Below are 25594 nucleotides of genomic sequence, written 5' to 3'. Positions count from 1 at the left end.
TCTAAAATCGGCCTTGCTGAGAGACTAGTAATTTACAAAAAATCTTGCCACGATGCTCTCAAACGTTAGCTTACGAAATCAACTTTTTTAAAGTAGGGGGAATGTTAGGCAACGTTTTTCTTTTCAATTTTATTTCTCCTGTGGTTTCTCGGTCAGTCCAATATTGTCCTTCCATTTCATTGACTTTGAAACCTTCAAATATTAACAAAGCCGTACCGTAATGAATTTCGCTTCTCTCTCTAACACTTGATTTTGGTGTGTTTATGTATGAGTAAATTAGTTGTTCTAAGCCACGGTCTTTTTCTATATCAAATGATGCTCCAATACTATGACTTCTGCTCTCGTTTGTTTTAATTTTTATCTGGACGTTGAAGAATGTCTGGGCGATTTTTATTTCAGTTGGAATTGGGTCAAGTGATTTTTCTTTCCAATTGGATTTAAGTTCTCCTTCCCATTCTCCTGATAGGTTTGGGAATGGGACAAGCCAAGGATAAAATATTTTCCACTTCCACGCCCATTTAATAAATAATGTCCATAGGATAACATTTATCGAAATAGTTGTAGATATGTGAGTCAAAGCTTTATTAAAATCAACGCTATCTAAATTTTGAGTTGACAGAAATATAATTCCATATGTCAAAAATGCTAATCCCAAAATCGTAAATGCAAAAACTCGAATGTTATAAGTTACCATAGATTAAAATTCTAAGTGATTCCATAATAAAACCATATAAGAATTCACATCCTTATAAGTCCACTTCCTGCCAACAAATAGGTATAGCAATTCAGAAACTTCCCCCCATTCTTTGCAAGTTTCTTCGTCCTTGGTCTGTTCGTAAATGTAAATTATTGACTCCTTTAATCTATCTGTCCAAGAATCGTTGTTATTCATAATCCGATTTGGAACATTCCAAACAAGGCACTCCAAAAGAAAAGAGGTGATATTGTCGCTTACATTCTCACCGTCATCAATCATTTTATATCTCAACTTGCGGTGTAATCGGGTAAGACGTTTAAACCTGCGGTAGGTATTCGAGTTTTTATTTATCCCATTTTCTATGTGCTGCTTTGGATAGTTTACTACCCAATTTCCGCTATCAGCTCTGAATTTTGCACCTAAAACATAGTTTCCATTTTTGGAGTATCTTCTGTAATTCCAAGTTGGAACTACATCTGTTTCAATTCTGTAACTATTCCCTTTTATAGTAATGCACTTGTCTTTTCTCTTAACATCATTTCTACCAAACTTTGCTACCAAAGCGTTTTCAACATCATCTTTAAACTCGGAATATGAGTATTCTGATGGAGAAAGAGATTCAATTCCAACATCCTTTTCTTCGGTGTTAGGTGGTAGGTTAAAGTAGAAACCACCTGTATATCTTACATTTATGTCAATGTCACTATTAAGTCTTACGTTAGTATTGTTGGCGTATGAACCTTGTCCGAATGTTTCTGTTGATTTCTTTTTTAATTTTTCGTCAGAGTTTATGGCATCTCTAACCATTCGTTCAGAATTTTCAAGTTTTGTCTGTTCTGAATCACTTGGAGGTGCTGTCCAATTTGTTAGTTGTTGCTCTGAATATTTTGCCATTACACTACTGTTTGAGTATTGTTCTTATTAGGTCTTTTCTTAGCGTTTTGTATAGCTTGGCTTAATCTCTCTAAGACTTCTTTTCTACTTTCTGATTTGTTAAATTCAGTCACTCCACAACAAACTGTTAGTCTATAGCTGTTATTATCCACAATTAGGGTTGAATCTTGGATTAATTTTCTTTTTCGTTCAGATGCTAATTGGGCGTTTGATACTGATGTCTCTTTGGCAATAATTAAAAACTCGTCTCCACGCATAAAATATCGGTATGTTTCGTCTGTAATTCTGCTGTCCTTGTTTAATAGTTGACCAAGCTTTGATAGTATTTTATCAGCTATTTCATAACTATTCTCGTCATTGAATTTTTTAAAATCATCAACATCAATTAGAATTAAAGATATAGGTTCATCTTTTTCTTTTCTTTCATTTTCCAATTGTTCTAAGTCGCTTTCTAATGCCTTATAATTTTTTAAACCTGTTAATTCGTCAATTTGATTTTCTAATTGAATTGCATTCAATTTTTTATTGAAGATATTAATTGAGAGAACAAAACTGAGTGTTGTGAGTAATAAGGATAATAACATTATGAGCCATATTGATAAAGAAAACTCAATACTTAACCATTCCTTGATTACTGGAACATATTGTAAGAGAAATACAAAGACTACTGAGATTATTAGATACTTTAAAGAATCGTAAAATGCTTTAGAAAGAGCATCCTTTTTAAATTTTTTAAATGAGTCTTTTAAATATTTCATCGTTCTTTAAATGTTGCCTAACTTCAATATACCCGATACAACTTTCGCTTAGCCATCTTCAATATAGGAAAATAAGCGAATGATATACTCTGAAATTTTATAGGGTTATCTCCCAATCATCAAACCTACCAATTCCCCATTAAAGAAAAAATACCAACTACAGGGTATATTTGACAATATTCAACCTTTTTTTATTCAAAAAATTAATTTTATTTTGTCAAAAGCGCAGCTTCTAACGAGGAGAAAAAATTCGGAATATTTATCCAAACTCGAATTCTTAACTTAACTGCCATGTTTGAAGATAAAAAAATCCGCCTTTTCTTCTTTACTATTTTCAGTTTGCTTTTTGGTTTTAAACGGATTCAACTTATACATCCAGCACATAAAACCAAGGAAAACTAAAGAGCCAACCAAAATAACTAATCTCTCTACTCACAAAGTTTAATTCCCCATTATTTATGTTATCTCTTATTTATCAAATAACTTTGCCTAATAATATAAACCACTAACCATTCGCCATTTTGAAAATCATCATTATCAACGGTCCAAATCTCAATCTTCTCGGAAAAAGAGAGCCCGAAATCTATGGAAACCAATCTTTTGAAGATTACTTTCTTACTCTTAAAAGTAAATATACTGAGCTAGAATTGAGTTATTTCCAAAGCAATGTAGAAGGAGAAATTATCAACAAAATCCATGAAGTGGGTTTCGAATGTGATGCCATCTTACTCAATGCCGGCGGATATACCCATACTTCTGTCGCGATCTCTGATGCCATTGCTGGAGTCAGCACTCCTGTCCTGGAAATCCATATCTCCAATATCTACAAAAGGGAGGAGTTTAGACACAAAAGCATTATCAGCAAAGAGTGTGTTGGAATGATTTCTGGACTTGGACTTAGAGGATATGAACTTGGATTGCAATACTTTCTCACAACCTAACCAAACCTATGACTACTACATTTTCACCCGGACCGTCTAAGGTCTATGATGCATTGCCAAAATACCTGCAAGATGCTTATGAATCAGGAATTCTAAGTGCAAGCCATAGGGGTACTGCCTTTATGAACCTATATAAAGAAACGGAGACATTGATGCAGGAAAAACTTCATGTTCCTGCTGATTATAAATTGCTATTCACTTCATCAGCGACTGAAAACTGGGAAATCATCACCCAATCTATCGTTCAAGGAGCGAGTTATCACATATTCTCAGGTTCATTTGGAAAAAAATGGTTTGAGTACGCAAAGCACATCAATGCAAAAACAGAATCATTAAAGATCGATGCAAATGAAACCATCGATGTGGAAAATCTGCAGATAGCTAATGATTTTGATGTAATTGCCATTACCCAAAATGAAACATCAAACGCCACCCAGGTAAAGAATGAAACGATTGCTGCAATAGCGGAGAAGTTTCCCGAAAAGATGATTGCAGTGGATACAACTTCTTCTATGGGTGGAATCGAATTGGATTTTAGCCTGGCTGATATATGGTACGCTTCTGTTCAGAAATGCTTTGGCTTGCCTGCCGGGCTTGGTGTATTGATCGTATCACCGAAGGCTATTGAGAAATCAAAAGACAAAGGTGAGAGAGGCAGATACAACAGCCTGAATTTTATGCTGGAAAATGCTGAAAATTACCAAACCCACTATACGCCAAATGTCTTTGGGATTTATTTGCTGAATAGGGTCCTGCGAGACATGCCAGAAATCCAGCATGTGGACCAGATCACCAAAGAGCGTATGCAAAAGCTTGAGTACACAGTGGCAATGACTGGTAAATTGAAGCTTTTGATAGAAAACGAGGAGAGCAGAAGCTCAACGGTTTTGGCGATATCAGGATCTGAGGAGTTTATCACTTCTGTCAAAAAAGCTGCTGAAAAAGAAGGAATGCAAATGGGCGGTGGTTATGGCCCTTTGAAACCAACCAGTTTCAGAATCGCCAATTTTCCGGCAATAACGGATTCGGAATTTGAGAAATTGATTTCATTTATAAAGCAATATTGATTCGGTCATGTTCGATTTAAAAGAAATACTTTCAGTCACTTTAATCCTTTTTTCAGTCATTGATATCTTGGGATCTATCCCTATTGTGATCAATTTGAGGAAAAAAGTTGGGCATATCGAATCTGAAAAAGCTACCCTTGCAGCTGGATTGTTGATGATCCTGTTCTTATTTCTCGGCAAATCCATCCTGAATCTTTTTGGGATTGGGGTGGAGGATTTTGCGATTGCAGGAGCGTTGATCATTTTTGCTCTGGGTGCTGAAATGATCCTTGGAATCGAACTCTTCAAACCTGATCCAGACGCCAGTGGTGGGGCTTCGATTGTACCGATAGCTTTCCCATTGATCGCTGGGGCAGGCACTTTGACCACTATCTTGACACTGAAAGCTGAGTTTGCACAAATCAACATAGGAATAGGAATAGTCATCAACTTGATCATTGTCTATGTGGTTCTGAAAAGCACCACTTGGCTTGAGAGGAAATTGGGGAAAACTGGACTGGATGTATTGAGAAGGATTTTTGGGATCATTCTCCTTTCTATTGCCATCAAAATCTTCAAAACAGCATTGTTTTCAGGAGAGATGATATAGACGATAGTCAACGGTTACACTAGTGATCTTGCCTGAATTTGATTTACACATTAGTGTCTAGTGCCAGGTTTTGATTCTTCGTTTAATTGGATATCCCTTTTCATACTAGTAGCCATTTGCAACATTGTATGACGTACATTTCTAGCTGCTGTGGTCAGATGACTGTAGACAGTTGACGAAATAATGAATATATAATTATGTATAGCAAATAGTATCAAGTCAAATATCCACCTTCCGGTAAATTTTCTTCCCAAATGCTTTCGGGACCAAGATGCAAATAAAATTGACTTTGCGGCTCTGCGTGCCACCCAAACTACAATACCTGACTTGACAATAGTGTGTAAACCTTTAAAACCCCATGAAACTCACAAGCCTAATCATCTCGGATCTAAAAGAAGTTGCTATCCCTGAAAAGGCTGAATTTTTCCCTCGATTCTTCAAAACAGGCAAAGGGCAATATGGTGAGGGCGATGTTTTTTTGGGTGTCAAAGTTCCCGAACAAAGGAAGATCGCCAAGACCTATTGGAAAGACATCAAGCCATCAGAACTTCAGGAACTGATCCATTCCACTTATCATGAAGTGAGATTGACAGGTATTTTCATGCTTGTGTTGAAATTCGAAAAATCAAAGAGCAGTGTAGAAAAAGGGAAATGGGTCGACTTTTACCTTAAAAATAAATCAGGAGTCAATAACTGGGACTTAGTTGATAGCTCGGCATTCCAAATTTTGGGAGCATGGCTATATGACAAAAACAGAGACTTGCTGTTTGAATTGGCAAAATCCAATAATCTTTGGGATCAGAGGATTTCGATCATAAGCACCTTTTATTTCATCAAAAGAAATGACTTCGAAACCACTCTTCAATTGGCAGAAATACTCCTCAACCATCCACATGACCTTATCCATAAAGCCGTTGGCTGGATGCTGAGGGAAGTTGGAAATCGAGATATCGACATTGCAAGAGAGTTTGTCTTAAAACACATTGATAAAATGCCCCGGACAATGCTTCGCTATGCGATTGAGAAATATGAGGAGGAGGAGAGGAAAATGATTCTCTCCCTCTAGTCATTTCGACTAAAAGGAGAAATCTCAAACTGTAATCAACACACAAAACCGTAATCAATCACAAAAAATCTAAATACCAGACTACGAGACCTCTCCTAACGTCGAGGTGCCGTAGTAGTAAAGCTTAGGACAATAGAAAACTTAAACCTTTAAAATCACATCAGGGGTAGAACCTCCACACCTACTCAATCCCATCCAATTCACTTAACTCCAGCCACCTGAGTTCCAAAGACTCCAAATCTGCGTCGATTTCCTGAATTTTGTTTGACCAATCCATCAGCTTTTGATGATCCTCTGTACCTACGGTGATCAAATCCACGATCTTGGCTTTTTCTGTATTCAGGGATTCAATCTTCTTGTTCAATTCTTCAAATTCTTTTTTCTCTTTGAAGGTCGCTTTTGTCTTTGACTCGGTTACAGTATTGGAAACCTGCTCTTTCTTTTCTTCTTTTACAGGCTTCTCATCTTTTTGTATCAGTTTCGTTTCTTTTTCCCACTCCCTAAAATCCGTGTAGTTCCCCGGGAAATCTTTGATTTTGCCTTCCCCTTCGAACACAAACAAATGCTCAACCAATCTGTCCATAAAATACCTATCGTGCGATACGATGATCAAACAGCCGGGGAAATTATCCAAGAATTCTTCAAGCGTATTCAATGTCACGATATCCAAATCATTGGTTGGCTCATCGAGGATTAGGAAGTTTGGACTCTTGATCAAAATCATCAAAAGCTGCAACCTTCTTCTTTCACCACCACTCAATTTTGATACTGGAGTGTGTTGCTGCTTAGGCGGAAAACCAAACTTATTCAAAAACTGGGCAACTGTGATTGTTGCACCCCCCGCTACCGTCACGACTTCTGCCACTTCTTTTACTATGTCGAGAATCCTTTTCTCCTCATCAAAAGAACCTTCTTCCTGTCTGTAGTACCCAAAAGCAGTAGTTTGACCAATCCCAACCTTTCCGCTGTCAGGCTCCAAAGCACCCGTAATCATGTTCAAGAATGTCGTCTTCCCTGCACCATTCGGCCCCACTATTCCTATTTTATCCCCTTTTTTGAAGGTATAACTAAAGTCCTCAACAATCTTTTTGTCATCATATGACTTATTCAACTTCTCGATCTCAATGATCTTGTTTCCCAATCTCTGGGAAGTAACTGAAAGTTCAATCTCCCTTTCCTCCCTCTTGTTGAATGCCTTTTCTTTAGTTTCCTCAAAGGCATCTACCCTGTATTTTGCTTTTGTACTTCTGGCTTTTGGCTGTCTTCTGATCCAATCCAACTCTTTTTTGTACAAGCTTTTTGCTTTATCCAATTCAGTTGCTTCTATTTCTCTTCTCTCTGCTTTCTTTTCCAAGAAATAGCCATAATTTCCCATGTACCGATGAATGCTGCCGTTATCCAATTCCAAGATTTGGTTGGTGACCTTTTCGAGGAAATACCTATCATGCGTTACCATAAACAAAGCCAAATTGGCTTTGGAAAGATACTCTTCCAACCATTCGATCGTTTCCAAATCAAGGTGGTTGGTAGGCTCATCCAACAGAAGTAAATCAGGCTTTTCCAAAATTGCTTTCGCCAAAGCTACACGTTTTCTCTGTCCACCACTAAGATTCCCTACAGAAATATCAGTATCATGCAGGCCCAATTTACCCAGCACTTCCTTTACCTGATATTCAAAATCCCAAGCTTCAAGCTGATCCATTTTCTCAAAAATTGTTTGCAAAAGATCAGAGTTGTCTTTTCCATTTTCTGAATCAAGCATGGCTTTATGGTAATCCTCAATCACCTTCAGCGTCTCATTGCTACTCCCGTCAAATATGGTTTGATAGATGCTCAACTCCCCAGAAAAAACAGGGTTTTGATGCACGTAAGCCACTTTTACTTGCTGATTGATAGCTACTTGACCAGAATCGGGGACTTCGATTCCCATGATGATTTTCATCAAGGTAGACTTCCCAGCCCCATTGATTCCAACCAATGCTACTTTTTGACCTTGGTCAAGACCAAAAGAAATGTTTTGAAAAAGTTTGCGCTCGCCAAATGACTTGCTGAGATTTTCTACTGATAGGTAATTCATGCCGCAAAGATAGCGGAATTAAATATTGTAGAACATGATTATCGGCAAATCTGCCAGTAAATTAATCAACCAACCATAATGTTCGAGGAATCACCAACCCTTGTGTACTGCAGCATTGGCACATGAGCCTCACCTAGTCACCTAAAAGGCAAAACATTCGTAATACACAATATGTAGTCATATTATTTGATCGAAAACGGATAAAAAAAACATCTTACAACTTCGCTCTCTATAAATGCCAAAAACCTTCCTATTACAGGATTGTTAGATTCTAAAATTCATTTTTGTGGTTATACGCTTCTTTGCAAGTGGATTCAGTTTATAAGTTAATTGGTTACTTCAAACCAATATCTAACCGTATACAATATCAATCAATATCTGATTTAATACAAATGAAGGTATTGAAATCATTACTGGCAAAGTTTCGTATATCTATATTCATTTTTTAAACAACAGGTTTATGGCTTCCCCTAGTTGCTGAAATGCACTTACAAAATGTTCCTTGGATTTTTTCAGGTTTGGTCCCATATCCGTTTTCTTTTCCCTGTACATTTTCTCTGCTTTCTCTTTTCCTTTTTTGAATTCAGCGGCAATTGTGGTTTCTTTTTCTTTTAACTCTTTGATTTTTTTCTCAATTTCTTCTTTGGCTTCACCACTGACGTCTGCAGCCTTTTCGATTAATTGTTCTATTTTAGTACCTATATCCTGAAGAAGGCTTTCCACTTCTTCAAAGCTATTTCTTTTAGCCGCCATAATTCAATCGTTTTAAATTTACCCCAATTTACAAATGTTATCCGAGATAATCAGCAAAATAGAAAAGACAAGCCTCTTAAAGCAAAAGCTTTTTGGGCAAGTATCCGAATTCTTTGCCCAACTGGAGGCGACCTGTCGGGAAGTTGCATTAGAACTTCAAAAAGAATCCAAAAATGTCCCAATCCCAATCAAGATTGAAAAAATAAACGATTATGAATTTCTGTTCAGGGTGGGTGGGGATGTACTGGTTTTTATTCTTCAAAGCAATATTGTCAGGCTTTCGGATGACGCCTACATCAGCAAATCAAAATATTTGAAACACGATGTATCACTGAGGTATTTTGGTCAAGTCTTGATTTACAATTTTTTGGCAGACACCCTGACTTATGGAAGATTGGATGATCCTGGATACTTAATCAGCAGGGTTTTGATCAATAGGGAAAACCACTTCTTCTTGGAAGGTGACAGGAAAATTGTATTTGAATTTCCAGAACTTAAAGAAAACCCGATTACCAAAGAAAAAAACAGAAAGCTCGTTGAGAGCCTGATCCTTTCCGCCCTTAACAACGACCTGCTTGCCCCAAACTTCAATGACATCATGTTGATCAGCTACCATCAAAAGCTGGAACACACTTCAAGTATGGGAAACCCCAAGAAAATCGGTTTTGACTTCTTTGCAAAAAACAGGGAATAGCACCGGGGAAATTGCTTACAACAATTTCAAGTGGGAAATTACGAGGGTTGTCCAATTTGATGGGATGGTCTGAGGGGACACATACCAAAGTGATTAAGTCCAAGCCCTAGAGGTTTTTTTGGATAAAAGCGATTTCCCTGGGAATAGCAAAGCCTAATCCTCTACAGCCTCATTGTTTTGGGTCTGCTTTTCATAGAGTTCTGCATAGACTCCCTTTGAATCCATCAGGTATTCATGTGTACCCTGCTCCACCAGCTTGCCATCATCCAACACAATGATCTTATCCGCAAGCTTGGCGGAAGATACCCTGTGGGAAATGATAATGGAAGTACGGTCAACCATGATTTTTTTCAAGGCATTGAGGATCGAGTTTTCAGTTTTGGTATCCACAGCAGACAAGCAATCATCCAAGAGCAAAATGCTTGGCTCTTTGGCTATAGCCCTAGCGATAGACACTCTTTGCTTTTGGCCGCCAGAGAGGGTTATTCCTCTTTCACCCAACTTCGTCTCAAACCCCTTTGGAAAATCTTTGATGTTTTCATATACATCAGCATCTTTTGCTGCTTTTTCGACTATCCCTTGCGGTATTTCGTCCAATCCAAAACCAATATTGTTGGCAATGGTATCGCTAAAAAGAAACACATCCTGTGGTACAAAGCCTATCTGCTTCCTCAATGAGGCAATATCATAAGCCTCAATTTTCCTATCGTCTATCCTGATTTGCCCGGCTGTGACATCATACATTCTCATAAGCAGGTTTGCGATCGTAGATTTCCCCGAGCCGGTAGTCCCAATGATCGCAAGACTTTCTCCTGCCTGTATGCTGAATGAAACGTTTTCCAATGCCTTGATTCCTGATTCAGGATAAACAAAAGACACATTTTCGACATGGATATTCCCTTTGATCGATGTATCGAGGTTTTCTGTACTGACGATGTCATTTTTCTCATCCAAGAACTCATTGATCCTGGTCTGTGATGCTGCTGCCCTTTGGATAATACTGGTCACCCAACCCAATGAAGTGACTGGCCAAGTCAATATGTTCACATAAAGGATAAATTCTGCAATAACACCATAGCCAATGGTGCCATCGATCACTTGCATACCTCCAATATAGACAGTCAGAATGGTACTGACCCCTATCAAAGCCATGATCAAAGGAAAGAAAAGTGACTGCACCATGGTGAGACGGATGGATTTATCCTTGTAGTCTTCACTTGCTTTTCTAAAATCATTCGCACTGTCATCTTCCCTCACAAAAGCTTTTAGGACTCTTATTCCCGAAAAAGACTCTTGGACAAATGTACTCAGCCCAGACAGGCTGCGCTGGATTTTCTCAGAGCGCTCATTGATGAGATTATTGACAAAATAGATGCTGATGGAAAGTACTGGGAGTGGCAATAAAGAATAAATGGTCAGCTCTACATTTACACTAAGCATATAGCCAATTACCAAAGGAAAAAGAACGATGAGGTTTAGCCCATACATGATTGCGGGACCAAGATACATCCTTACCCTACTCACGTCTTCGGTGATTCTTGCCATCAGATCCCCCGTGCTGTTTTTCCTGTAAAAACTGAGGGGAAGTTTTTGGTAATGGTCAAAAATCTCATTTTTCATATCAAACTCAATCAATCTAGACATGATGATGATCGTCTGTCTGATCAGAAAAAGGAAGAAGCCCCTGAGTAAGGCCATGGCCAATATCAAAACTCCGAAAATAAATATGAATTTCAGGAAAGATGACCGGGCAATCACACTCAATTCACCCTCACTAAACACCTGATAATAAGCAAAACTCTCCACAACATAATCTATTGCGATTCTTACAAGTTGGGCAGGAATAATTACAAATATGTTGGAAATGATAGTAAATAAGATTCCCAACAAGAGGTACCCCTTATATTTTAACAAATATTTATTTAAGCGCCAAAGTGGTTTCACAAAATAAAAACTTTTAAATCTCTTGATTTCTTTTATTTAACTCTTTTAATTGCGTTGGTAAAGCCCGAGAAAAATATATAATTTTGCAACGGAGTTTTTACTTCACATCAATCCCAAATATAACACAATAAAAATTTCCAAGTTCAAATGGTAGAGATTAATACTGGGGAAAAAGTTAGAGAAGGATCAATCTACGGACAGATCACTTCCTTAGGTCATGAGCAATTGGTCATCTGCTATGATGAACCAACAGGCCTGAAAGCCATAATTGGCATTCACAACACCGTTTTAGGTCCAGCTTTGGGTGGGACTAGAATGTGGAATTATGCATCAGAGGCTGAAGCCATCACCGATGTCCTAAGACTATCAAGGGGCATGACATTCAAGGCTGCCATTTCAGGCTTGAATCTAGGTGGTGGAAAGGCTGTAATCATTGGAGATCCTAGGCAAAAAAACGAAGCATTCCTTAGAAGATTCGGGAGATTTGTGGACAGCTTGGGCGGAAGGTACATTACTGCCGAAGACGTCAATATGAAGACCAGCGATATGGAGTATATCGCCATGGAAACCAAATATGTCACAGGCCTTCCCGAAGTACGTGGTGGAGGTGGGGATCCTTCCCCTGTGACTGCCTATGGCACTTATCTTGGGATGAAAGCCGCTGCAAAAAAAGCCTATGGGGCAGATTCACTGACCGGTAAGCGTGTGCTTGTACAAGGTATCGGCCAAGTCGGCAAATACTTGGTATCCCATCTGATCAAGGAGAATGCCGAAGTCTTCATTACCGACATCTTTGAAGACAAAGTATTGGAGGTGGCAAAATCAACCGGGGCTACTCCGATTGACCCGAATATGGTTTATGATTTTGACATGGATATATACTCTCCATGTGCCTTGGGAGCGACGATCAATGACGACACGATCGACAGGTTAAAATGTCAGGTTGTAGCAGGTGGCGCAAACAACCAGCTGAAAGACGAGGAGAGGCATGGAAAAATCCTTTTGGAAAAAGGGGTGATCTACGCACCTGATTTCTTGATCAACTCTGGAGGCTTGATCAATGTCTGTGCTGAGTTTATGGGTGGGTACAATAGAGAGTCCACTTATCGGCATGCAGAAAAAATCTATGACATCACCTCTGCGATCTTAGACAAATCAGCGATAGAAAATATCCCTTCGCAGCAAGCCGCAATAGAAATGGCTTGGAACAGAATAGAAGCTATGGGAAGAGTAAAACTCTCCTATTGATATAGTAAAAACAAAATATCCACCTGATTGAGCCAAAAACATAGCAAAATCAGGTGGTATTTTGTAATTTTGGTGGCAATAGACCAGACCATCACAAAACCTTTGTCTAAAACATTTATATTTACGTTCTTTAAAATCAGGTATGTTAAACAGAAGAATTCTCAGGGTTAAGGCTTTTCAAAATCTCTATGCATATGAATTGTGCAAAGCCTCAAATTTCAATCTCGCAAAAGATCAAATTAAAGTGGCTTTTCTTCCTGATTTGAACAGTATGGAGACCCAGGATAAAGTGCAGCTAAAAAAAGATGCAGAAATCTGTACCTCCCTTTTCTCTACCAACCTGAATAGCAAAACCCTGATTTCCCAACAAGACGTCAGTACAAAAATAAAGTCTGAGGCAATCAAAGCCATCAATGCTTACCACAAGGCAAACGATAAGGACTATGATTTTTTATTGAAAAACATGATCAGTTCGGCTGAACTTATCCCCCAACTCTATCTCAACTCCATCCAACTTCTGATCGCTTTTGCGGAGCATGTCGAAAAAGAGGCAGAGAGAAAAAGAAAACTCTCTACAGAACAAGTAGTATCTGCAAGTGGCGAACTTAACTTTGCCAAGAACGTTATTTTAAAAAAGTTGAAGTCCTTACCCGAATTTGAGACTGCAATCATCCGTCATGATGCCTTATTGGACGACTTGGAATTGGAGATCAAAGATTGGTTTAGACAATATGTCAAACCTTCTGAGCAATACCAAGAATACATCAAAATCGCACAACCAAGCAGGGAAGATGATTTCAACATCTTGGAAAGCATCCTAAAGAAAATCATTTTCAAGAATGAAGTCATTTTGAATTTCTTCTCTGAAAAAGACATGAATTGGACAGAAAACAAATCTGTCGTGAGAAGTCTTGCCGGCAAAGTGGTCAAAAATGTATACGAACAACTTGAAGAAGGTGCAGAATTGCTACCGGAAATTGCCATGAACTGGGAAGATGACAAGGAATTCTTCCAAAATATCTTTAACTTGACGATCGAAAACGAAGATCTCAACAAAGAATTGATTGCCAAAAAAACCCAAAACTGGGATATTGAGAGGATTGCATTTACTGATAAGATTATCATGTCAATGGCAATCACAGAAATGAAGAATTTCCCAAGTATTCCAGTGAAAGTAAGTATCAACGAATACATAGATATTTCCAAAACTTACAGTACACCCAAAAGCAAGCAATTTGTAAACGGCTTGTTGGATGTGCTCTCCAAAGAGATGATGGAAAATGGTGAGATCAAGAAAAGTGGTAGAGGTCTATTGGATAACAAATAACAATAAAACAATGAGTAAAAGCAGTAACAAATGGTTCACATTTATAGCTGGAGCCGGCATAGGTGCAGCTTTGGGGATTCTATTTGCCCCAGATTCAGGTAAAAACACCCGAGATAAACTGTCTTACCAATTATCGAGATATAAGGACGAGCTAGAGGAACTTATCAAAGACCTCAAGGAAGGCAAGAACATGCCTTTCAACGAAGCTAAATCCGAAGGCAACAAGGTGATCAGCGATGCCAAGAACAAAGCCGAGAACCTTCTGAGCGATGTCAACAAATTGATCGAGCAAATTAATCAAGACGCAAATTAATTCAATTCATTCATGAAGTATTTTAATCTTCCATTCATGTTGGCTATTGGAGCTATTGCTTTTTCCAGCTGTAGCAATAACGACCAATCTGAAAAAATAGCGGAGCTTGAGCAGAAGATTGCCCAAATGGAAACTATACCGGCTGTCCCTGCAAATGCCCAATCTACAACTGCTGCTGACCCTTCTACTTTGGGGAAATTCAAGTTTGAAGAACTTGAATTTGATTTTGGTACGATTGCAGAAGGCAAAACAGTTGAGCATGTATTCAACTTTGTCAATGACGGACAAGCCCCGTTGGTAATCTCCAACGTAACGGCATCTTGCGGATGTACTACCCCAGATTACTCTAAGACACCTGTGAAACCTGGAGAATCGGGATTCATAAAAGTTTCATTCAACTCCTCCGGCAAACCTGGCACGCAAGCGCCAACGGTATCTATACAAGCCAACACCAGTCCAAGCGTAAATAGATTGAGACTAAAAGGAAATGTAACACCTAAAACAACAGCAAAAGCTACAGGACAATTAGGTCCTGTTAAAAAGTAATTATGAACAACTTTATTTTATTGCAAGCAGAAGGTGCAGGAAGCGGCATCATGGGTCAGGTATTCTTATTTGGATCCATCATCTTGATCATGTATTTCTTCATGATCAGGCCACAACAAAAAAAACAAAAGGATGCCAAAAAATTCCTTGAAGAAATCAAAAAAGGGGACAATGTAGTAACCATCGGTGGCCTTCATGGCAAGATATATGCTATCGATAGTGACACCATCACATTGGATCTTGACAAAGGTTTCAAAATAAAAGTTGAAAAGTCCGCTATCTCCTTGGACTTCACCAAAAGAGCTAACGGAACAAAATAAATTGTCCCTTGACGAAGCTAAAAAAATTCTTTTCTACAGCCAACCCCAGAAAAGTTGCAAATATGAAAGTGGTAGCCCTGTGTTTTCTCGCAGCTGCCACTTTCTGGTTTTTAAATGCCCTCAACAAGGACAACTACAATACTGTTGTGGACTATCCGATCGATATTATTTTTGACACGGAAGAGTTTATGGCAGTAGAGCAGCTTCCAAAAAAAATCAAAATTGAAATCAATGGAAACGGATGGGATCTTTTAAGGAAGTATTTCAACATCAATGAAACGCCTTTCTTGATCGAAATCAATAATCCAGCGACAAAAAACTACATCCTGACATCAGAAGTCAGAAGGAGCCTTGCCGAAAATATCAGCCCAACAACGCTGGTATCGATGGTTTCCGACACCATTCGCTTCAAAATCGACAAAATTGTCACCAGAAAGATCAAAATCGAGATTGACACGGCCTCCTTTTCTTTGGCCAACAACTTTAGGATTGAAGGCGACATTGACATTGATCCAATCACTGTCGATCTAAAAGGGCCGACTTCCGCACACGAAAAACTTGATGGTTCATTGAAGATTAAGCTCAATGAAGAAAAAATCAACAAAAATTTCAACAAGATCATTCCTATTGAAATCCCAGGAGACCTCTCGGACTTCTTACAGCTACGAGACGAAAGCGTGCATATCAAGTTTGGGGTAATACAGTTTCTAGAAGGAAACAAAAGGCTTCGAATCAATAAATCCAACTTTCCCGACAATGTCAGCCTCTTGCAGGAACCAAACAATATCATGATGCATTATCTGATCGACGAAAGGAAAGTGGACGAACTCAAAAATTTTGATTTTGAAGCTGTTTTGAATTACAACAACAGAAACAAACAAGACAGCACGATCAGCGTAGTCGTGAGCCCTAGGCCTTCGGTATTGGAAAATGTACGTTTGGAACCTTCAACTTTCAGGTTGAAATATGACTAAGAACCCACTTTTGATAGGCATTACCGGAGGAATAGGTTCTGGAAAATCTACCGTTGCCAAAATCTTCTCCATTCTTGGCATCCCCATCTATGCTGCCGATGATAGGGCAAAATGGCTCATGGCAAATAACCCAGAACTTAAAGGAAAAATCCAGCAAGCATTTGGAAAAGAATCCTATACAGAAGATGGTAATCTAAACAGAGGGTTTCTTGCTTCTACAGTTTTTGGAGATGAAGAAAAGACAAAGATCATCAACAACCTTGTACATCCAGCAGTAAAGGCTGATTTCGAAAATTGGGCTTCTTCCCAAAACAGCCCATATGTACTCAAGGAAGCTGCTTTGCTTTTTGAAACCGGCTCATACAAAGAGTTGGATAAAATAATCACCGTGAGTTCCCCACTCCGGATCAGGATCAATAGGGTGCTTTTGAGAGATCCCCATAGAAATGAAGCCCAACTCAATGCAATCATTGACCAACAAATGTCTGATGAAGAAAAAATCCAAGGAAGTGATTTTGTAGTTAAAAACATAGACACCAAACTACTCATCCCCCAAGTACTTCAGATACATCAAAAACTTATTGCATTGGCGAATCAGGGCAAGTAGACCGAATACTCAGGATTGGGAAATGCAACGTGAAGTCGCTGATCGAAATCGGGGTAAGAGACTGAAATAAAAAAGGAATATGCTTTTAGCTGAATGTCTTAAAAGAACACTTCCCATTTCTAACATTTCAAAAGGAAGAAATTCTAGTTCTATTTATTAAGAGGTCAAATGTACATTCGATTTTCTATTGGAACTGATTCATCACAGCAGACATAGCCGGGGTTTAATGCTCTATTTTAAGACTGATTTGGTCAAGGTAAAATTTCATCCTGGTATGATCCCTGTTCAGGAAATCAATTTTATCAATTTTATCGTGCTTATGATTATAGAACACTTCCACATACTCATTTCCAAGAAGGTATAAATTCACTTTGTGCGCATAGTATCTGATCGCAACCACAAAAGTACCATCTACATACAGCTTCTGGATCTTCTTTTGCAAAGTAAGTCTTTTGAAATCTTCTCTACTCATTTGATAACTTGGCTAACTCCATTTCTGATGCAATATACCCAAAAGCAGACCAATATCCAGTATTCAGCACATTTTGAAAAATGGACTTTGCCTTGACAGTATCACCTTGGGTAAGGTAATAATTTCCCAAACCATAGCCTTGGGTTACATATTGGAGCTTTTGATCTGAGGCATTGGCATCCACATCCAGTAATTCTTCTGGATTTATCTCTCCTTTGTACATCAATATCCTTTTGAAGTAAGCTTCATTCTCTATTATATCCAATCCTTTTTTGATTGGCTTGATCAAGTCATTCGCTTCATCTTCTCTCCCCAATTTCATTAAAGTCATATAGTACCAATCCATGGTGGCGATTTTGAGATCATCATTGACAGATACTTCCAAACAGTTTTTGTATGCTTCCAATGCCTCTTCCCATTCCCCTTTCAGATAATGGGCCAATCCCAAATGATACCACACATTAAACTGCACATTCGACAGGGGAATATTGAGCTTGTTAGGCATTCCATCCTGTTCGGTTTGGATCACTGAACCATTCATAAGTAAAGCAGCTTTCTCAAAATCTTCAATAGCCTCATCAAATTTCCTGATGGAAATATACCTATGCCCTCTATGTCTCAAGGGCTCGAACGCTTCGGGATATTCAGAAACTGCTTTGGTAAATGTCCTAATTGCCAAATCAAATCTCCCCAAGTAAGCCTCCCTCCTACCTATCCAAATCAAGTTTTCCAAGTTTGACTGTTCCAAGTAAGCTTCTTCGGCATCTTCAAGCGCCTTCATCTGGGGCTTCTGTGCTATTGAATCGATTTTTGTAAAAAGGGAATCCCCTTTTAGACTAAATGCCTGGAAAACATTTTCATTATGGACAATAAAATTATTCTGCGTCTTCTTTTTGACTACAGTTGTTCCTTCACAAGCATACAAAACTGGGAACATCAACAAAAATAAATTTATTTTCCAATTCATATTTATAGGCTTTCTTAGCGTTAAAACTTTGAAACGTTAACATTGGTACGTATAATTGAATTTAAATAGTTTTCGGAGAAAATGAATACAAAACCAAGAAAATTTTACACCATTAAAAATATATTCATTTTTATACTGCTTTTAGCATCATTCCAATTATCTTCTTGTTCTTCAACCAAAAAAATCAGAAGACAAAATATCAGCCAAGTGGTGGATACAGCCAAATCATACAGGGGTACTCCCTATAGATACGGAGGGACGACCCGATCTGGGATTGACTGCTCGGCATTGATCTACCATTCCTTTGCCAGCGTTGGTGTCACCATGCCACGAACATCAGAGCAACAGAGTAAAATCGGCAGAAAGGTATCTGGCAATAAATTGGAAAAGGGCGATGTGGTCTTCTTCGCAACCGGAAAAAAGAAAAGACAAGTCACCCACGCAGGAATTGTCACAGGAAACAACAGAGGACAGGTACTTTTTATCCATTCCTCAACTTCCCTTGGAGTAACAGAAGATAATCTGAATAACAAGTATTGGTCAAAAGCATATTTGTTTGGAAGAAGGGTTTTTTGATCAAAAAAAGCAACAAATTCACCCCAAATAACATTCAACAGTGTCTAGGGACATACCTCAACATTTTTTGAAAGACTCTATGCAAATGCTTTTGCCCCAAACCCCTTCAAGGGTTTGCCATGAAAAGATTGTACCCCCACGAAGCTGGGATATTTAGGGTCTGCTTAAAAACACAAAACCAATTGGTAATGTATAGATTAGTTTATATAATCAATGATCTTGCGCAGGGTTTTTTAGCAAATGAACGCAAAAACCTTGCAGTATATTGACTTTGTTTTGTTAGCCAGCTTCACGCAAACTACTTCCTTGGCTTCAGTTCGCAGTATATTTATACAGCTTCACTTCGCCAACTCGTATCTTACGCAAATCTGACTTTTTCAGCAGACCCTATTTACTTTCAAATAGATTAACCCTTGATGGGTTTGAACCTTAAGATTTGTTAAAGGTGATTTCCCTGACATACGAATAAGGTGATATTCATTAGAATAATTAAGGTTTGTGATAAAAAGCCAGGCAAATGCTGATTTAATTTCCAAACATCCTTTGGTATTAAGCTTTTATAATTAATTTTGCACTCAAATTAAAAAAGCGTCATTCCCTTTTTACATCAACACATAAAAATGGCAAATCTTGGTAAAATAACTCAGGTAATTGGTCCAGTAGTGGATATCTCTTTTGAAGGAGGTAAATTACCTAACATCCTCGATGCACTTGAAATAACCAAAGAAAACGGTCAAAAAGTAATCTTGGAAGTTCAACAGCACTTGGGTGAAGACAGAGTAAGAACTATTGCAATGGATTCCTCGGAAGGAATGGTAAGAGGCATGGTAGCAACCGATCTAGGTGCACCTATCTCTGTACCTACCGGTGAAGGCATCAAAGGTCGTCTTTTCAACGTAGTTGGAGAGGCTATCGATGGTCTTCCACAACTTCCTGAAGGAAAAAGACTTCCTATTCACAGGTCTGCTCCTAAGTTTGAAGATCTTTCTACAGCGACTGAAGTCCTTTATACTGGGATCAAAGTTATTGACTTGATCGAACCATATGCAAAAGGTGGTAAAATTGGTCTTTTTGGTGGTGCCGGTGTTGGTAAAACTGTATTGATCCAAGAATTGATCAACAACATCGCCAAAGCATATTCAGGCCTTTCTGTATTTGCTGGTGTTGGTGAAAGAACACGTGAAGGTAATGACCTTTTGAGAGAGATGATCGAATCTGGTATCGTTACTTATGGTGATGATTTTGTACACTCTTTGGAAACTGAAGGTGGATGGGATCTATCCAAAGTAGATTTGAAGAAATTGGAAGAGTCTAAAGCAACATTCGTCTTTGGTCAAATGAACGAGCCTCCTGGGGCACGTGCAAGAGTAGCCTTGACAGGATTGACTTTGGCTGAATATTATAGAGATGGTGAAGGTGATGGTGCAGGTAAGGATATCCTATTCTTTATTGACAACATCTTTAGATTTACACAGGCAGGTTCTGAAGTGTCTGCACTTCTTGGACGTATGCCATCTGCGGTAGGTTACCAGCCAACATTGGCAACTGAAATGGGTACCATGCAGGAGCGTATTACGTCTACTAAAAACGGTTCGATTACATCAGTTCAGGCAGTATATGTACCAGCGGATGATTTGACCGATCCAGCTCCAGCTACTACATTTGCCCACTTGGATGCGACTACTGTACTTTCCAGAAAGATCGCAGAATTGGGTATCTATCCAGCTGTAGATCCTTTGGATTCTACTTCTAGAATCCTCTCTCCAGAGATTCTTGGAGACGAGCATTACGGATGTACCCAAAGAGTAAAAGAAATCCTACAGAGATACAAAGAACTTCAGGATATCATCGCCATCTTGGGTATGGAAGAACTTTCCGAGGAAGATAAATTGGTTGTTCACAGAGCTAGAAGGGTTCAGAGATTCTTGTCTCAGCCATTCCACGTGGCAGAGCAGTTTACTGGCCTGAAAGGCGTATTGGTTGATATCAAAGATACCATCAAAGGATTCAACATGATCATGGATGGTGAATTGGATCACTTGCCAGAAGCAGCGTTCAACTTGGTAGGTAGCATCGAAGATGCCATCGCCAAAGGAGAAAAGATGCTTGCCGAAGTAAAATAAGTGACTAGAAATCAGTTGTTAGTTATCAGTCTTGGAAAAACAACACTACTAATAACCCAATAACTATTCACTCAATAACTAAAACAAAGATGCAACTAGAGATCGTAACACCAGACAAAAAAGTATTTCAGGGAGAAGTCTCTGAGGCAAGCTTTCCGGGAGCGAACGGTGCTTTTCAGGTATTGAAAAACCATGCGCCGATTGTCTCTGCTTTGGCAAAAGGAACAGTTTCCTTTACCACCAAAGACGGCAAGCAAAGCATGATCGTAGATGGTGGTGTTGTAGAAGTAAAGGACAACAATATCGTTCTACTTGCTGAAAAGGTACTTTAAGAATACACAAAGTATATTTTGATAATAAAAAAGCCCGGCAATCGTCGGGCTTTTTGGTTTATAAGAAATATAGATTCGCTCAAAGCATATATATCTAGCCAATACTTTTTAAACCGAATAAAATTCCCTACCTTTGCAACCCTGAAAGGAGGTGTAAACATATGATCATAGTCAACGTAAAAGAAAACGAATCTATCGAGAAAGCGCTTAAGCGTTTCAAAAAGAAATTTGATAGAACAGGTGCTGTAAGAGAACTTAGAGCAAGACAACATTTTGTAAAACCTTCTGTAAAAAACAGAGAGCAGAGAATCAAAGCTGCCTACAAGCAAATGTTACAAACTGAAGAAGCTAAATAATATTATTTATTGTTTGCTATCTTTTTGAGATACACTCAATTGGCGCATCTACCGAAAGTGGATGCGCTTTTTTTGTTATTAACATTTCTTAAGCCAGACACTTGGCATTTCAATCCACAATACCTTAGTTTAGTACACACTTAAACTATTGTTATGAAGACCTCTATTTTCACACTTCTTATATTTGCTGTCATTTCTTGCTCTCCACAATCAAGTAGCAATCCTGAAGAAATAAATCACACATCTTTCGCCTCTTCATTGGATTCGATGATGAAATTGGATCAAGGATTCAGAAAACAAATCAGCGAGGCCATGAAATCCAACCTCTCTCTTCCAACCAGCATATATCAGGAAATGGAAAAAGTGGACTCCTCAAATCAGGCTTGGCTCAAAATAAAACTTGAGAAAAATGGTTGGCCTGAAAAAAGCAAAATAGGGGAAAAAGCGGCACGAGCTGTCTTTTTGTTAATCCAACACGCCGACCTTCCAGATATTGAGACATATTATCCGCAACTACAATCATTGGCTGATATGGGGAAGCAAGTAAAATCCATGCAGCCATGATGCTGGATAGAATACTGATGTATCAAGGAAAAAAACAAGTTTTTGGCACACAAGCAAGCAGCTTGCTTCGTGAAGATGGGTCTTGGGTAATTTGGCCTGTAGAAAACCCCGAATCGGTAGATACAAGAAGAAAGGAAGCCGGATTCACTAATTCCGTAACAGAATCTGCAGACTCTATGGACGCTATTTACAATCCAGAAGAAGCACTACCAAAAAATGAATAGCTCTTGCTCGTACACAAAAGCCATCACTCCTCACAGGGTACTGCTGATCAAAATATTTCAACTTTATATCTACCCTATTTCCACCCTATTCCTACTATATTTCCATTATACATCTTCGATATCCCCACAGTATTTCAACCATATTTCTATAATATTTCATTTAAAATAATTAACTTGAAATATCAGAAAGATCATACATGATAGAATCCTTCATCAATTTCTTAGAGTACGAAAAAAGGGCGAGTAGGCACACCGTTATCGCCTATGAGAAGGATCTGGAACAGTTTCAGGAGTTCTGTAGTATTTCCTTCGAAAAGGATGATATCACCTTTGCGGAACATGCCGAATTGAGGGCTTGGATCATCGATCTAGTCGAACAAAATCTAAGTGCTACTTCCATCAACCGAAAAATCGCCACACTCAGATCATTTTACAAATTCCTCCTTCGGTCAGGGGAAATCAAGAAAGATCCAACATACAAGCTCAAAGCTCTCAAAACCCCGAAAAGACTCCCTGAATTTGTGCAGGAAGAATCCATTGACAAGATCATGGAAGCAGCTATTTATGAGCAGGATTTTGATGGACAAAGAGACCGGATGGTGATGGAATTCCTTTACCTGACAGGAGTTCGGCTCTCCGAGCTTTTGGAACTCCGGTGGAAAGACCTCAACCTTCACGAAGACTATGTCAAGGTGGTCGGAAAAAGAAAAAAAGAAAGAATAATCCCGATCACAACCAACCTAAAAAAGAATATAATTTCGTACAAAAAAGTATTTGAAGAAACATTTCATTTTCTAAACGAGAGTGATTACTTTATCGTTACAAATACAAGAGACCCTGCATATCCTATGAAGATATACCGCATTGTAAGACATTATTTAGATCTTTTTGCGCAGACTTCCAAAAGAAGTCCACATATACTTAGGCATACCTTTGCAACCCACCTTCTCAACAAAGGAGCTGACCTAAATGCTGTCAAAGACCTGCTAGGTCATGCAAACTTGGCGGCGACACAGGTCTACACCCACAATTCCATGGAAAAACTCAAGGCTGTGTTTGAACAGGCACATCCGAAAGCGTAATATAAGTTTAACTTTAAACAAATACCGTTATGAAACTTCAAATGCATTCTATCCACTTCGATGCTGATCGTAAGCTAACCGATTTTATTCAAAGGAAAGCTGATAAACTAGATACTTTCTACGATCGCATTATTGACGGTGAAGTATTTATGAGACTGGATAAAAACGAGAAAAACGCCAATAAAATCATTGAAATAAAACTGAATGTACCCGGGAAACAACTTTTTGCAAAAAACCAAAGCGACTCCTTTGAAGCTGCCGCCGATGAAGCAGTGGAAGGCTTGAGAAGACAGATAAAAAAATTCAAGGAAAAAGTGGTTTTGGCAAACCAATAAAAACCCAAAAACACACAAAAGGCCTTTCCATGATGGAAAGGCCTTCATTTTTTAGCATATTTGCAGGCCAAAGCTGATCAAATGAAAACCGCCTCACACTATCGAAAACTCACCTTAAGTATTCTAGCCCTGGTAGCTATATTCAAACTTATCTATTTTTATTTTTCCAACCACAGCATTTTCACAGAAGAAGCCCAATATTGGCTCTGGTCAAAACACCTAGATTGGAACTATTATTCCAAACCCTTGATGATTGCAGTTTATAATTTCTTAAGCAGCAGCATTTTTGGAGACACCGAATTTGCCATCAAATTCAATGCGGTATTGTTTAGCTCCCTAACCGCATGGGTTGTTTTTGAATTTGCGTTGGCTATTTATCAAAAGGGAAAGATAGCTTTTTGGGCTTGTTTGATGCTGCTGGTCATGCCATTTTTCCATCTTGGGTCTATTTTCCATACGACGGATTCCTCCCTGTATTTCTTTTGGATTCTAGGGATATTTTGGATTTGGAATGCCCTGCAATCAGACAAAGCTTCCTGGTGGATCTTGGCAGGTATAGCCACGGTATTTGGTATTCTCTCCAAAAACATCATGGTTTTGACCTTGCCGACTTTAGCAATTTATATCTTAATGACTGACCCAAAAAGGCTCTTTACCAAAGGCCCTTGGATCTACGTATTGGTCTCTTTGCTCTCACTCATCCCCATAGTCATCTGGAACCTTCAAAATGACTTTGTCACCTTCAAACATGTAGGGACTTTGGGAGGAGTCGAAGGAGCAAAGAGTAGCTTCGACATCATTCAATCCCTCAAATACATCGGTGAATTTCTAGGAGGACAGCTTGGTTTTCTCTCTCCGTTTTTCATCCCAATCCTATGGGTTAGTCTCAGAAAAACAACATTCAAGAACAATCCAAGAGCATTGTACCTAATACTTCCTACCATAGTCGTTTGGGCGTTGTTTTTTGCCATGTCCATCTTCAAGAACGTCAATGTCAACTGGCCTGCATTCGGTATGCTAACACTTCCAATAATCATGGCGCACTACTTGGACAGCACAACAATAAAATGGCAAAAATACGCCCTGACTTCCAGTATTTTGACTGGATCAACCTTACTTATCCTCTTTTTTCCTGCACCCTTCGATGCCGTAGGATTCAAAAAAATATTAAAGCCTTCCAAAGACCCCATGAACAGGCTTGCTGGATACAGTGAAATGGGACATAGGATAGATTTCCTTAAAGACAGCCTGCAATTGGAAAAATCATTCATCTTCAGCGACAGCTACCACACTTCTTCCGAAATGGCATTTTACACCCAAGACAATCCCCAAACCTACAACATCAATTTAGGTAGAAGAAAAAACCAATTTGACCTTTGGCCTGGAATCGGTCAATTTGAAGGAAAAGGATATGCTGGAATCTACATCACACGGGAACCTGCAATTCAAGAAACTGTTACATCAGGGTTTGACCAACTCCTGTTGGAAGAAAAGTTTCATACAATCTATAGAGGGGACACTGTCAAGACATACATCTTAGCCATATTCCAAAACCTTAACCACATTGAAGAGATAGAGACGAATTATTATTGAGGAAAATTTGGCAACCTGAAAATATGCAAGTAGCAAAATATCTATTAAAACATTGCGGACAACTGTCAACAAACAGAAGCAAGGCATTCGCATTTAGCCAACAAACCCTCCCAGCTTTCACAACCTTGGCCTGTGTCCCCACAGGTCAAATGACA

29 protein-coding genes are annotated in these 25594 nt (G+C 38.8%); 21 read left to right on the top strand and 8 right to left on the bottom strand.

The genetic code is table 11. The features are described from left to right. Window positions 1-70 precede the first annotated feature (70 nt). The 3 genes from ACFSKL_RS09140 to ACFSKL_RS09130 are packed head-to-tail and all read right to left on the bottom strand — an operon-like array spanning window position 71 to window position 2349. On the bottom strand, window positions 71-694 hold the full coding sequence (locus ACFSKL_RS09140) for a Cap15 family cyclic dinucleotide receptor domain-containing protein (RefSeq protein ID WP_376885560.1): 624 nt from the start codon (window positions 692-694) through the stop codon (window positions 71-73). 3 nt (window positions 695-697) lie between these two features. Next, a complete protein-coding gene (locus ACFSKL_RS09135; RefSeq protein WP_376885558.1) occupies window positions 698-1591 on the bottom strand; it encodes a nucleotidyltransferase domain-containing protein in 894 nt (297 codons plus the stop codon). Next, window positions 1591-2349 (bottom strand): GGDEF domain-containing protein, encoded by a 759-nt coding sequence (locus ACFSKL_RS09130; RefSeq protein WP_376885557.1) that lies wholly within the window; start codon window positions 2347-2349, stop codon window positions 1591-1593. The genes ACFSKL_RS09135 and ACFSKL_RS09130 overlap by 1 nt, the downstream gene beginning before the upstream one ends. Before the next feature lie 521 nt (window positions 2350-2870). Here ACFSKL_RS09130 and aroQ point away from each other — a divergent pair. From aroQ to ACFSKL_RS09110, 4 genes are all read left to right on the top strand, one after another. Beyond that, complete coding sequence (gene aroQ, locus ACFSKL_RS09125) at window positions 2871-3290, top strand: type II 3-dehydroquinate dehydratase (RefSeq protein ID WP_376885555.1); 420 nt, start codon at window positions 2871-2873, stop codon at window positions 3288-3290. Window positions 3291-3298: 8 nt separating this feature from the next. After that, on the top strand, window positions 3299-4357 hold the full coding sequence (locus ACFSKL_RS09120; protein WP_376885554.1) for an aminotransferase class V-fold PLP-dependent enzyme: 1059 nt from the start codon (window positions 3299-3301) through the stop codon (window positions 4355-4357). Window positions 4358-4364: 7 nt separating this feature from the next. After that, on the top strand, window positions 4365-4946 hold the full coding sequence (locus tag ACFSKL_RS09115) for a MarC family protein (protein WP_376885553.1): 582 nt from the start codon (window positions 4365-4367) through the stop codon (window positions 4944-4946). Between the two features lie 358 nt (window positions 4947-5304). Continuing rightward, window positions 5305-6012, top strand: coding sequence for a DNA alkylation repair protein (locus ACFSKL_RS09110; RefSeq protein WP_376885552.1), 708 nt, complete (start codon window positions 5305-5307; stop codon window positions 6010-6012). A 181-nt stretch (window positions 6013-6193) separates the two neighbouring features. On the opposite strand, the gene ACFSKL_RS09105 is transcribed toward ACFSKL_RS09110, so the two are convergent. Both ACFSKL_RS09105 and ACFSKL_RS09100 read right to left on the bottom strand, forming a co-directional pair. Continuing rightward, window positions 6194-8089, bottom strand: coding sequence for an ABC-F family ATP-binding cassette domain-containing protein (locus ACFSKL_RS09105; RefSeq protein ID WP_376885550.1), 1896 nt, complete (start codon window positions 8087-8089; stop codon window positions 6194-6196). A 438-nt stretch (window positions 8090-8527) separates the two neighbouring features. Continuing rightward, window positions 8528-8842: a hypothetical protein gene (locus tag ACFSKL_RS09100; protein WP_376885548.1), complete on the bottom strand. Its 315-nt coding sequence runs from the start codon at window positions 8840-8842 to the stop codon at window positions 8528-8530. A 34-nt stretch (window positions 8843-8876) separates the two neighbouring features. Here ACFSKL_RS09100 and ACFSKL_RS09095 point away from each other — a divergent pair, with 34 nt between their 5' ends. Then, window positions 8877-9536 (top strand): hypothetical protein, encoded by a 660-nt coding sequence (locus tag ACFSKL_RS09095; RefSeq protein WP_376885547.1) that lies wholly within the window; start codon window positions 8877-8879, stop codon window positions 9534-9536. Window positions 9537-9689: 153 nt separating this feature from the next. Here the strand turns inward: ACFSKL_RS09095 and ACFSKL_RS09090 are convergent, their stop codons facing one another. After that, the gene (locus ACFSKL_RS09090) at window positions 9690-11480 is read right to left on the bottom strand and encodes an ABC transporter ATP-binding protein (protein ID WP_376885545.1); all 1791 of its coding nucleotides are present in this window, start codon (window positions 11478-11480) and stop codon (window positions 9690-9692) included. A gap of 147 nt (window positions 11481-11627) precedes the next feature. Here ACFSKL_RS09090 and ACFSKL_RS09085 point away from each other — a divergent pair, with 147 nt between their 5' ends. The 7 genes from ACFSKL_RS09085 (at window position 11628) to coaE (ending at window position 16815) form a co-directional block, all read left to right on the top strand. Beyond that, window positions 11628-12728 (top strand): Glu/Leu/Phe/Val family dehydrogenase, encoded by a 1101-nt coding sequence (locus ACFSKL_RS09085; RefSeq protein ID WP_376885544.1) that lies wholly within the window; start codon window positions 11628-11630, stop codon window positions 12726-12728. A gap of 142 nt (window positions 12729-12870) precedes the next feature. After that, complete coding sequence (nusB, locus tag ACFSKL_RS09080) at window positions 12871-14055, top strand: transcription antitermination factor NusB (RefSeq protein WP_376885541.1); 1185 nt, start codon at window positions 12871-12873, stop codon at window positions 14053-14055. Between the two features lie 10 nt (window positions 14056-14065). Next, window positions 14066-14368 (top strand): YtxH domain-containing protein, encoded by a 303-nt coding sequence (locus ACFSKL_RS09075; RefSeq protein ID WP_376885539.1) that lies wholly within the window; start codon window positions 14066-14068, stop codon window positions 14366-14368. A 12-nt stretch (window positions 14369-14380) separates the two neighbouring features. After that, entirely contained in the window at window positions 14381-14914 is a 534-nt protein-coding gene (locus tag ACFSKL_RS09070; protein WP_376885537.1) for a DUF1573 domain-containing protein, read from the top strand. Window positions 14915-14916: 2 nt separating this feature from the next. After that, complete coding sequence (yajC, locus tag ACFSKL_RS09065; RefSeq protein WP_376885535.1) at window positions 14917-15234, top strand: preprotein translocase subunit YajC; 318 nt, start codon at window positions 14917-14919, stop codon at window positions 15232-15234. Window positions 15235-15242: 8 nt separating this feature from the next. Beyond that, window positions 15243-16208 carry a YbbR-like domain-containing protein gene (locus tag ACFSKL_RS09060; protein ID WP_376885533.1) on the top strand — a complete coding sequence of 322 codons (966 nt, stop codon included), beginning with the start codon at window positions 15243-15245 and terminating at the stop codon, window positions 16206-16208. Continuing rightward, window positions 16201-16815, top strand: a complete 615-nt coding sequence (gene coaE, locus ACFSKL_RS09055; RefSeq protein WP_376885532.1) for a dephospho-CoA kinase — start codon at window positions 16201-16203, stop codon at window positions 16813-16815. Before ACFSKL_RS09060 ends, coaE begins: the two co-directional genes overlap by 8 nt. 223 nt (window positions 16816-17038) lie before the next feature. Here coaE and ACFSKL_RS09050 read toward each other — a convergent pair whose 3' ends face one another. Together ACFSKL_RS09050 and ACFSKL_RS09045 are read right to left on the bottom strand one after the other, a co-directional pair. Further along, window positions 17039-17287: a hypothetical protein gene (locus ACFSKL_RS09050; RefSeq protein WP_376885530.1), complete on the bottom strand. Its 249-nt coding sequence runs from the start codon at window positions 17285-17287 to the stop codon at window positions 17039-17041. Then, the gene (locus ACFSKL_RS09045) at window positions 17280-18254 is read right to left on the bottom strand and encodes a tetratricopeptide repeat protein (protein WP_376885529.1); all 975 of its coding nucleotides are present in this window, start codon (window positions 18252-18254) and stop codon (window positions 17280-17282) included. The genes ACFSKL_RS09050 and ACFSKL_RS09045 overlap by 8 nt, the downstream gene beginning before the upstream one ends. 81 nt (window positions 18255-18335) lie before the next feature. Between ACFSKL_RS09045 and ACFSKL_RS09040 the strand changes: the two genes are divergently transcribed. The 9 genes from ACFSKL_RS09040 to ACFSKL_RS09000 all read left to right on the top strand — a co-directional run bounded on the left by ACFSKL_RS09040 (window position 18336) and on the right by ACFSKL_RS09000 (window position 25439). Beyond that, window positions 18336-18830, top strand: a complete 495-nt coding sequence (locus ACFSKL_RS09040) for a C40 family peptidase (RefSeq protein ID WP_376885528.1) — start codon at window positions 18336-18338, stop codon at window positions 18828-18830. A 620-nt stretch (window positions 18831-19450) separates the two neighbouring features. Further along, complete coding sequence (gene atpD, locus ACFSKL_RS09035) at window positions 19451-20953, top strand: F0F1 ATP synthase subunit beta (RefSeq protein ID WP_376885527.1); 1503 nt, start codon at window positions 19451-19453, stop codon at window positions 20951-20953. Between the two features lie 89 nt (window positions 20954-21042). Further along, window positions 21043-21285, top strand: a complete 243-nt coding sequence (atpC, locus tag ACFSKL_RS09030; RefSeq protein ID WP_376885525.1) for an ATP synthase F1 subunit epsilon — start codon at window positions 21043-21045, stop codon at window positions 21283-21285. A 161-nt stretch (window positions 21286-21446) separates the two neighbouring features. Continuing rightward, the gene (gene rpsU, locus ACFSKL_RS09025) at window positions 21447-21641 is read left to right on the top strand and encodes a 30S ribosomal protein S21 (protein ID WP_241274045.1); all 195 of its coding nucleotides are present in this window, start codon (window positions 21447-21449) and stop codon (window positions 21639-21641) included. A gap of 153 nt (window positions 21642-21794) precedes the next feature. Continuing rightward, entirely contained in the window at window positions 21795-22205 is a 411-nt protein-coding gene (locus ACFSKL_RS09020) for a DUF6624 domain-containing protein (protein ID WP_376885522.1), read from the top strand. Further along, a complete protein-coding gene (locus ACFSKL_RS09015; protein WP_376885520.1) occupies window positions 22202-22429 on the top strand; it encodes a DUF6624 domain-containing protein in 228 nt (75 codons plus the stop codon). The genes ACFSKL_RS09020 and ACFSKL_RS09015 overlap by 4 nt, the downstream gene beginning before the upstream one ends. Before the next feature lie 197 nt (window positions 22430-22626). Then, entirely contained in the window at window positions 22627-23511 is an 885-nt protein-coding gene (locus ACFSKL_RS09010; RefSeq protein ID WP_376885518.1) for a tyrosine-type recombinase/integrase, read from the top strand. A 29-nt stretch (window positions 23512-23540) separates the two neighbouring features. Next, window positions 23541-23846 carry a ribosome hibernation-promoting factor, HPF/YfiA family gene (gene hpf, locus ACFSKL_RS09005; protein WP_376885517.1) on the top strand — a complete coding sequence of 102 codons (306 nt, stop codon included), beginning with the start codon at window positions 23541-23543 and terminating at the stop codon, window positions 23844-23846. Between the two features lie 81 nt (window positions 23847-23927). Beyond that, entirely contained in the window at window positions 23928-25439 is a 1512-nt protein-coding gene (locus ACFSKL_RS09000) for an ArnT family glycosyltransferase (RefSeq protein WP_376885515.1), read from the top strand. The last annotated feature ends 155 nt before the right edge of the window (window positions 25440-25594 follow it).

Origin of the sequence: Belliella marina (assembly GCF_042682445.1) — a bacterium.
Taxonomy (GTDB): Bacteria; Bacteroidota; Bacteroidia; order Cytophagales; family Cyclobacteriaceae; genus Belliella; species Belliella marina.
Note: the sequence above shows the minus strand (reverse complement) of the source record. Positions and strands in the feature narration are given on the sequence as shown.

Coding starts and splice junctions, on each gene's coding strand:
- ACFSKL_RS09140 (WP_376885560.1), bottom strand. CDS start 694: ATGGTAACTTATAACATTCGAGTTTTTGCATTTACGATTTTGGGATTA.
- ACFSKL_RS09135 (WP_376885558.1), bottom strand. CDS start 1,591: ATGGCAAAATATTCAGAGCAACAACTAACAAATTGGACAGCACCTCCA.
- ACFSKL_RS09130 (WP_376885557.1), bottom strand. CDS start 2,349: ATGAAATATTTAAAAGACTCATTTAAAAAATTTAAAAAGGATGCTCTT.
- ACFSKL_RS09120 (WP_376885554.1), top strand. CDS start 3,299: ATGACTACTACATTTTCACCCGGACCGTCTAAGGTCTATGATGCATTG.
- ACFSKL_RS09115 (WP_376885553.1), top strand. CDS start 4,365: ATGTTCGATTTAAAAGAAATACTTTCAGTCACTTTAATCCTTTTTTCA.
- ACFSKL_RS09110 (WP_376885552.1), top strand. CDS start 5,305: ATGAAACTCACAAGCCTAATCATCTCGGATCTAAAAGAAGTTGCTATC.
- ACFSKL_RS09105 (WP_376885550.1), bottom strand. CDS start 8,089: ATGAATTACCTATCAGTAGAAAATCTCAGCAAGTCATTTGGCGAGCGC.
- ACFSKL_RS09100 (WP_376885548.1), bottom strand. CDS start 8,842: ATGGCGGCTAAAAGAAATAGCTTTGAAGAAGTGGAAAGCCTTCTTCAG.
- ACFSKL_RS09095 (WP_376885547.1), top strand. CDS start 8,877: ATGTTATCCGAGATAATCAGCAAAATAGAAAAGACAAGCCTCTTAAAG.
- ACFSKL_RS09085 (WP_376885544.1), top strand. CDS start 11,628: ATGGTAGAGATTAATACTGGGGAAAAAGTTAGAGAAGGATCAATCTAC.
- nusB (WP_376885541.1), top strand. CDS start 12,871: ATGTTAAACAGAAGAATTCTCAGGGTTAAGGCTTTTCAAAATCTCTAT.
- ACFSKL_RS09075 (WP_376885539.1), top strand. CDS start 14,066: ATGAGTAAAAGCAGTAACAAATGGTTCACATTTATAGCTGGAGCCGGC.
- ACFSKL_RS09070 (WP_376885537.1), top strand. CDS start 14,381: ATGAAGTATTTTAATCTTCCATTCATGTTGGCTATTGGAGCTATTGCT.
- yajC (WP_376885535.1), top strand. CDS start 14,917: ATGAACAACTTTATTTTATTGCAAGCAGAAGGTGCAGGAAGCGGCATC.
- coaE (WP_376885532.1), top strand. CDS start 16,201: ATGACTAAGAACCCACTTTTGATAGGCATTACCGGAGGAATAGGTTCT.
- ACFSKL_RS09050 (WP_376885530.1), bottom strand. CDS start 17,287: ATGAGTAGAGAAGATTTCAAAAGACTTACTTTGCAAAAGAAGATCCAG.
- ACFSKL_RS09045 (WP_376885529.1), bottom strand. CDS start 18,254: ATGAATTGGAAAATAAATTTATTTTTGTTGATGTTCCCAGTTTTGTAT.
- ACFSKL_RS09040 (WP_376885528.1), top strand. CDS start 18,336: ATGAATACAAAACCAAGAAAATTTTACACCATTAAAAATATATTCATT.
- atpD (WP_376885527.1), top strand. CDS start 19,451: ATGGCAAATCTTGGTAAAATAACTCAGGTAATTGGTCCAGTAGTGGAT.
- atpC (WP_376885525.1), top strand. CDS start 21,043: ATGCAACTAGAGATCGTAACACCAGACAAAAAAGTATTTCAGGGAGAA.
- rpsU (WP_241274045.1), top strand. CDS start 21,447: ATGATCATAGTCAACGTAAAAGAAAACGAATCTATCGAGAAAGCGCTT.
- ACFSKL_RS09020 (WP_376885522.1), top strand. CDS start 21,795: ATGAAGACCTCTATTTTCACACTTCTTATATTTGCTGTCATTTCTTGC.
- ACFSKL_RS09015 (WP_376885520.1), top strand. CDS start 22,202: ATGATGCTGGATAGAATACTGATGTATCAAGGAAAAAAACAAGTTTTT.
- ACFSKL_RS09010 (WP_376885518.1), top strand. CDS start 22,627: ATGATAGAATCCTTCATCAATTTCTTAGAGTACGAAAAAAGGGCGAGT.
- hpf (WP_376885517.1), top strand. CDS start 23,541: ATGAAACTTCAAATGCATTCTATCCACTTCGATGCTGATCGTAAGCTA.
- ACFSKL_RS09000 (WP_376885515.1), top strand. CDS start 23,928: ATGAAAACCGCCTCACACTATCGAAAACTCACCTTAAGTATTCTAGCC.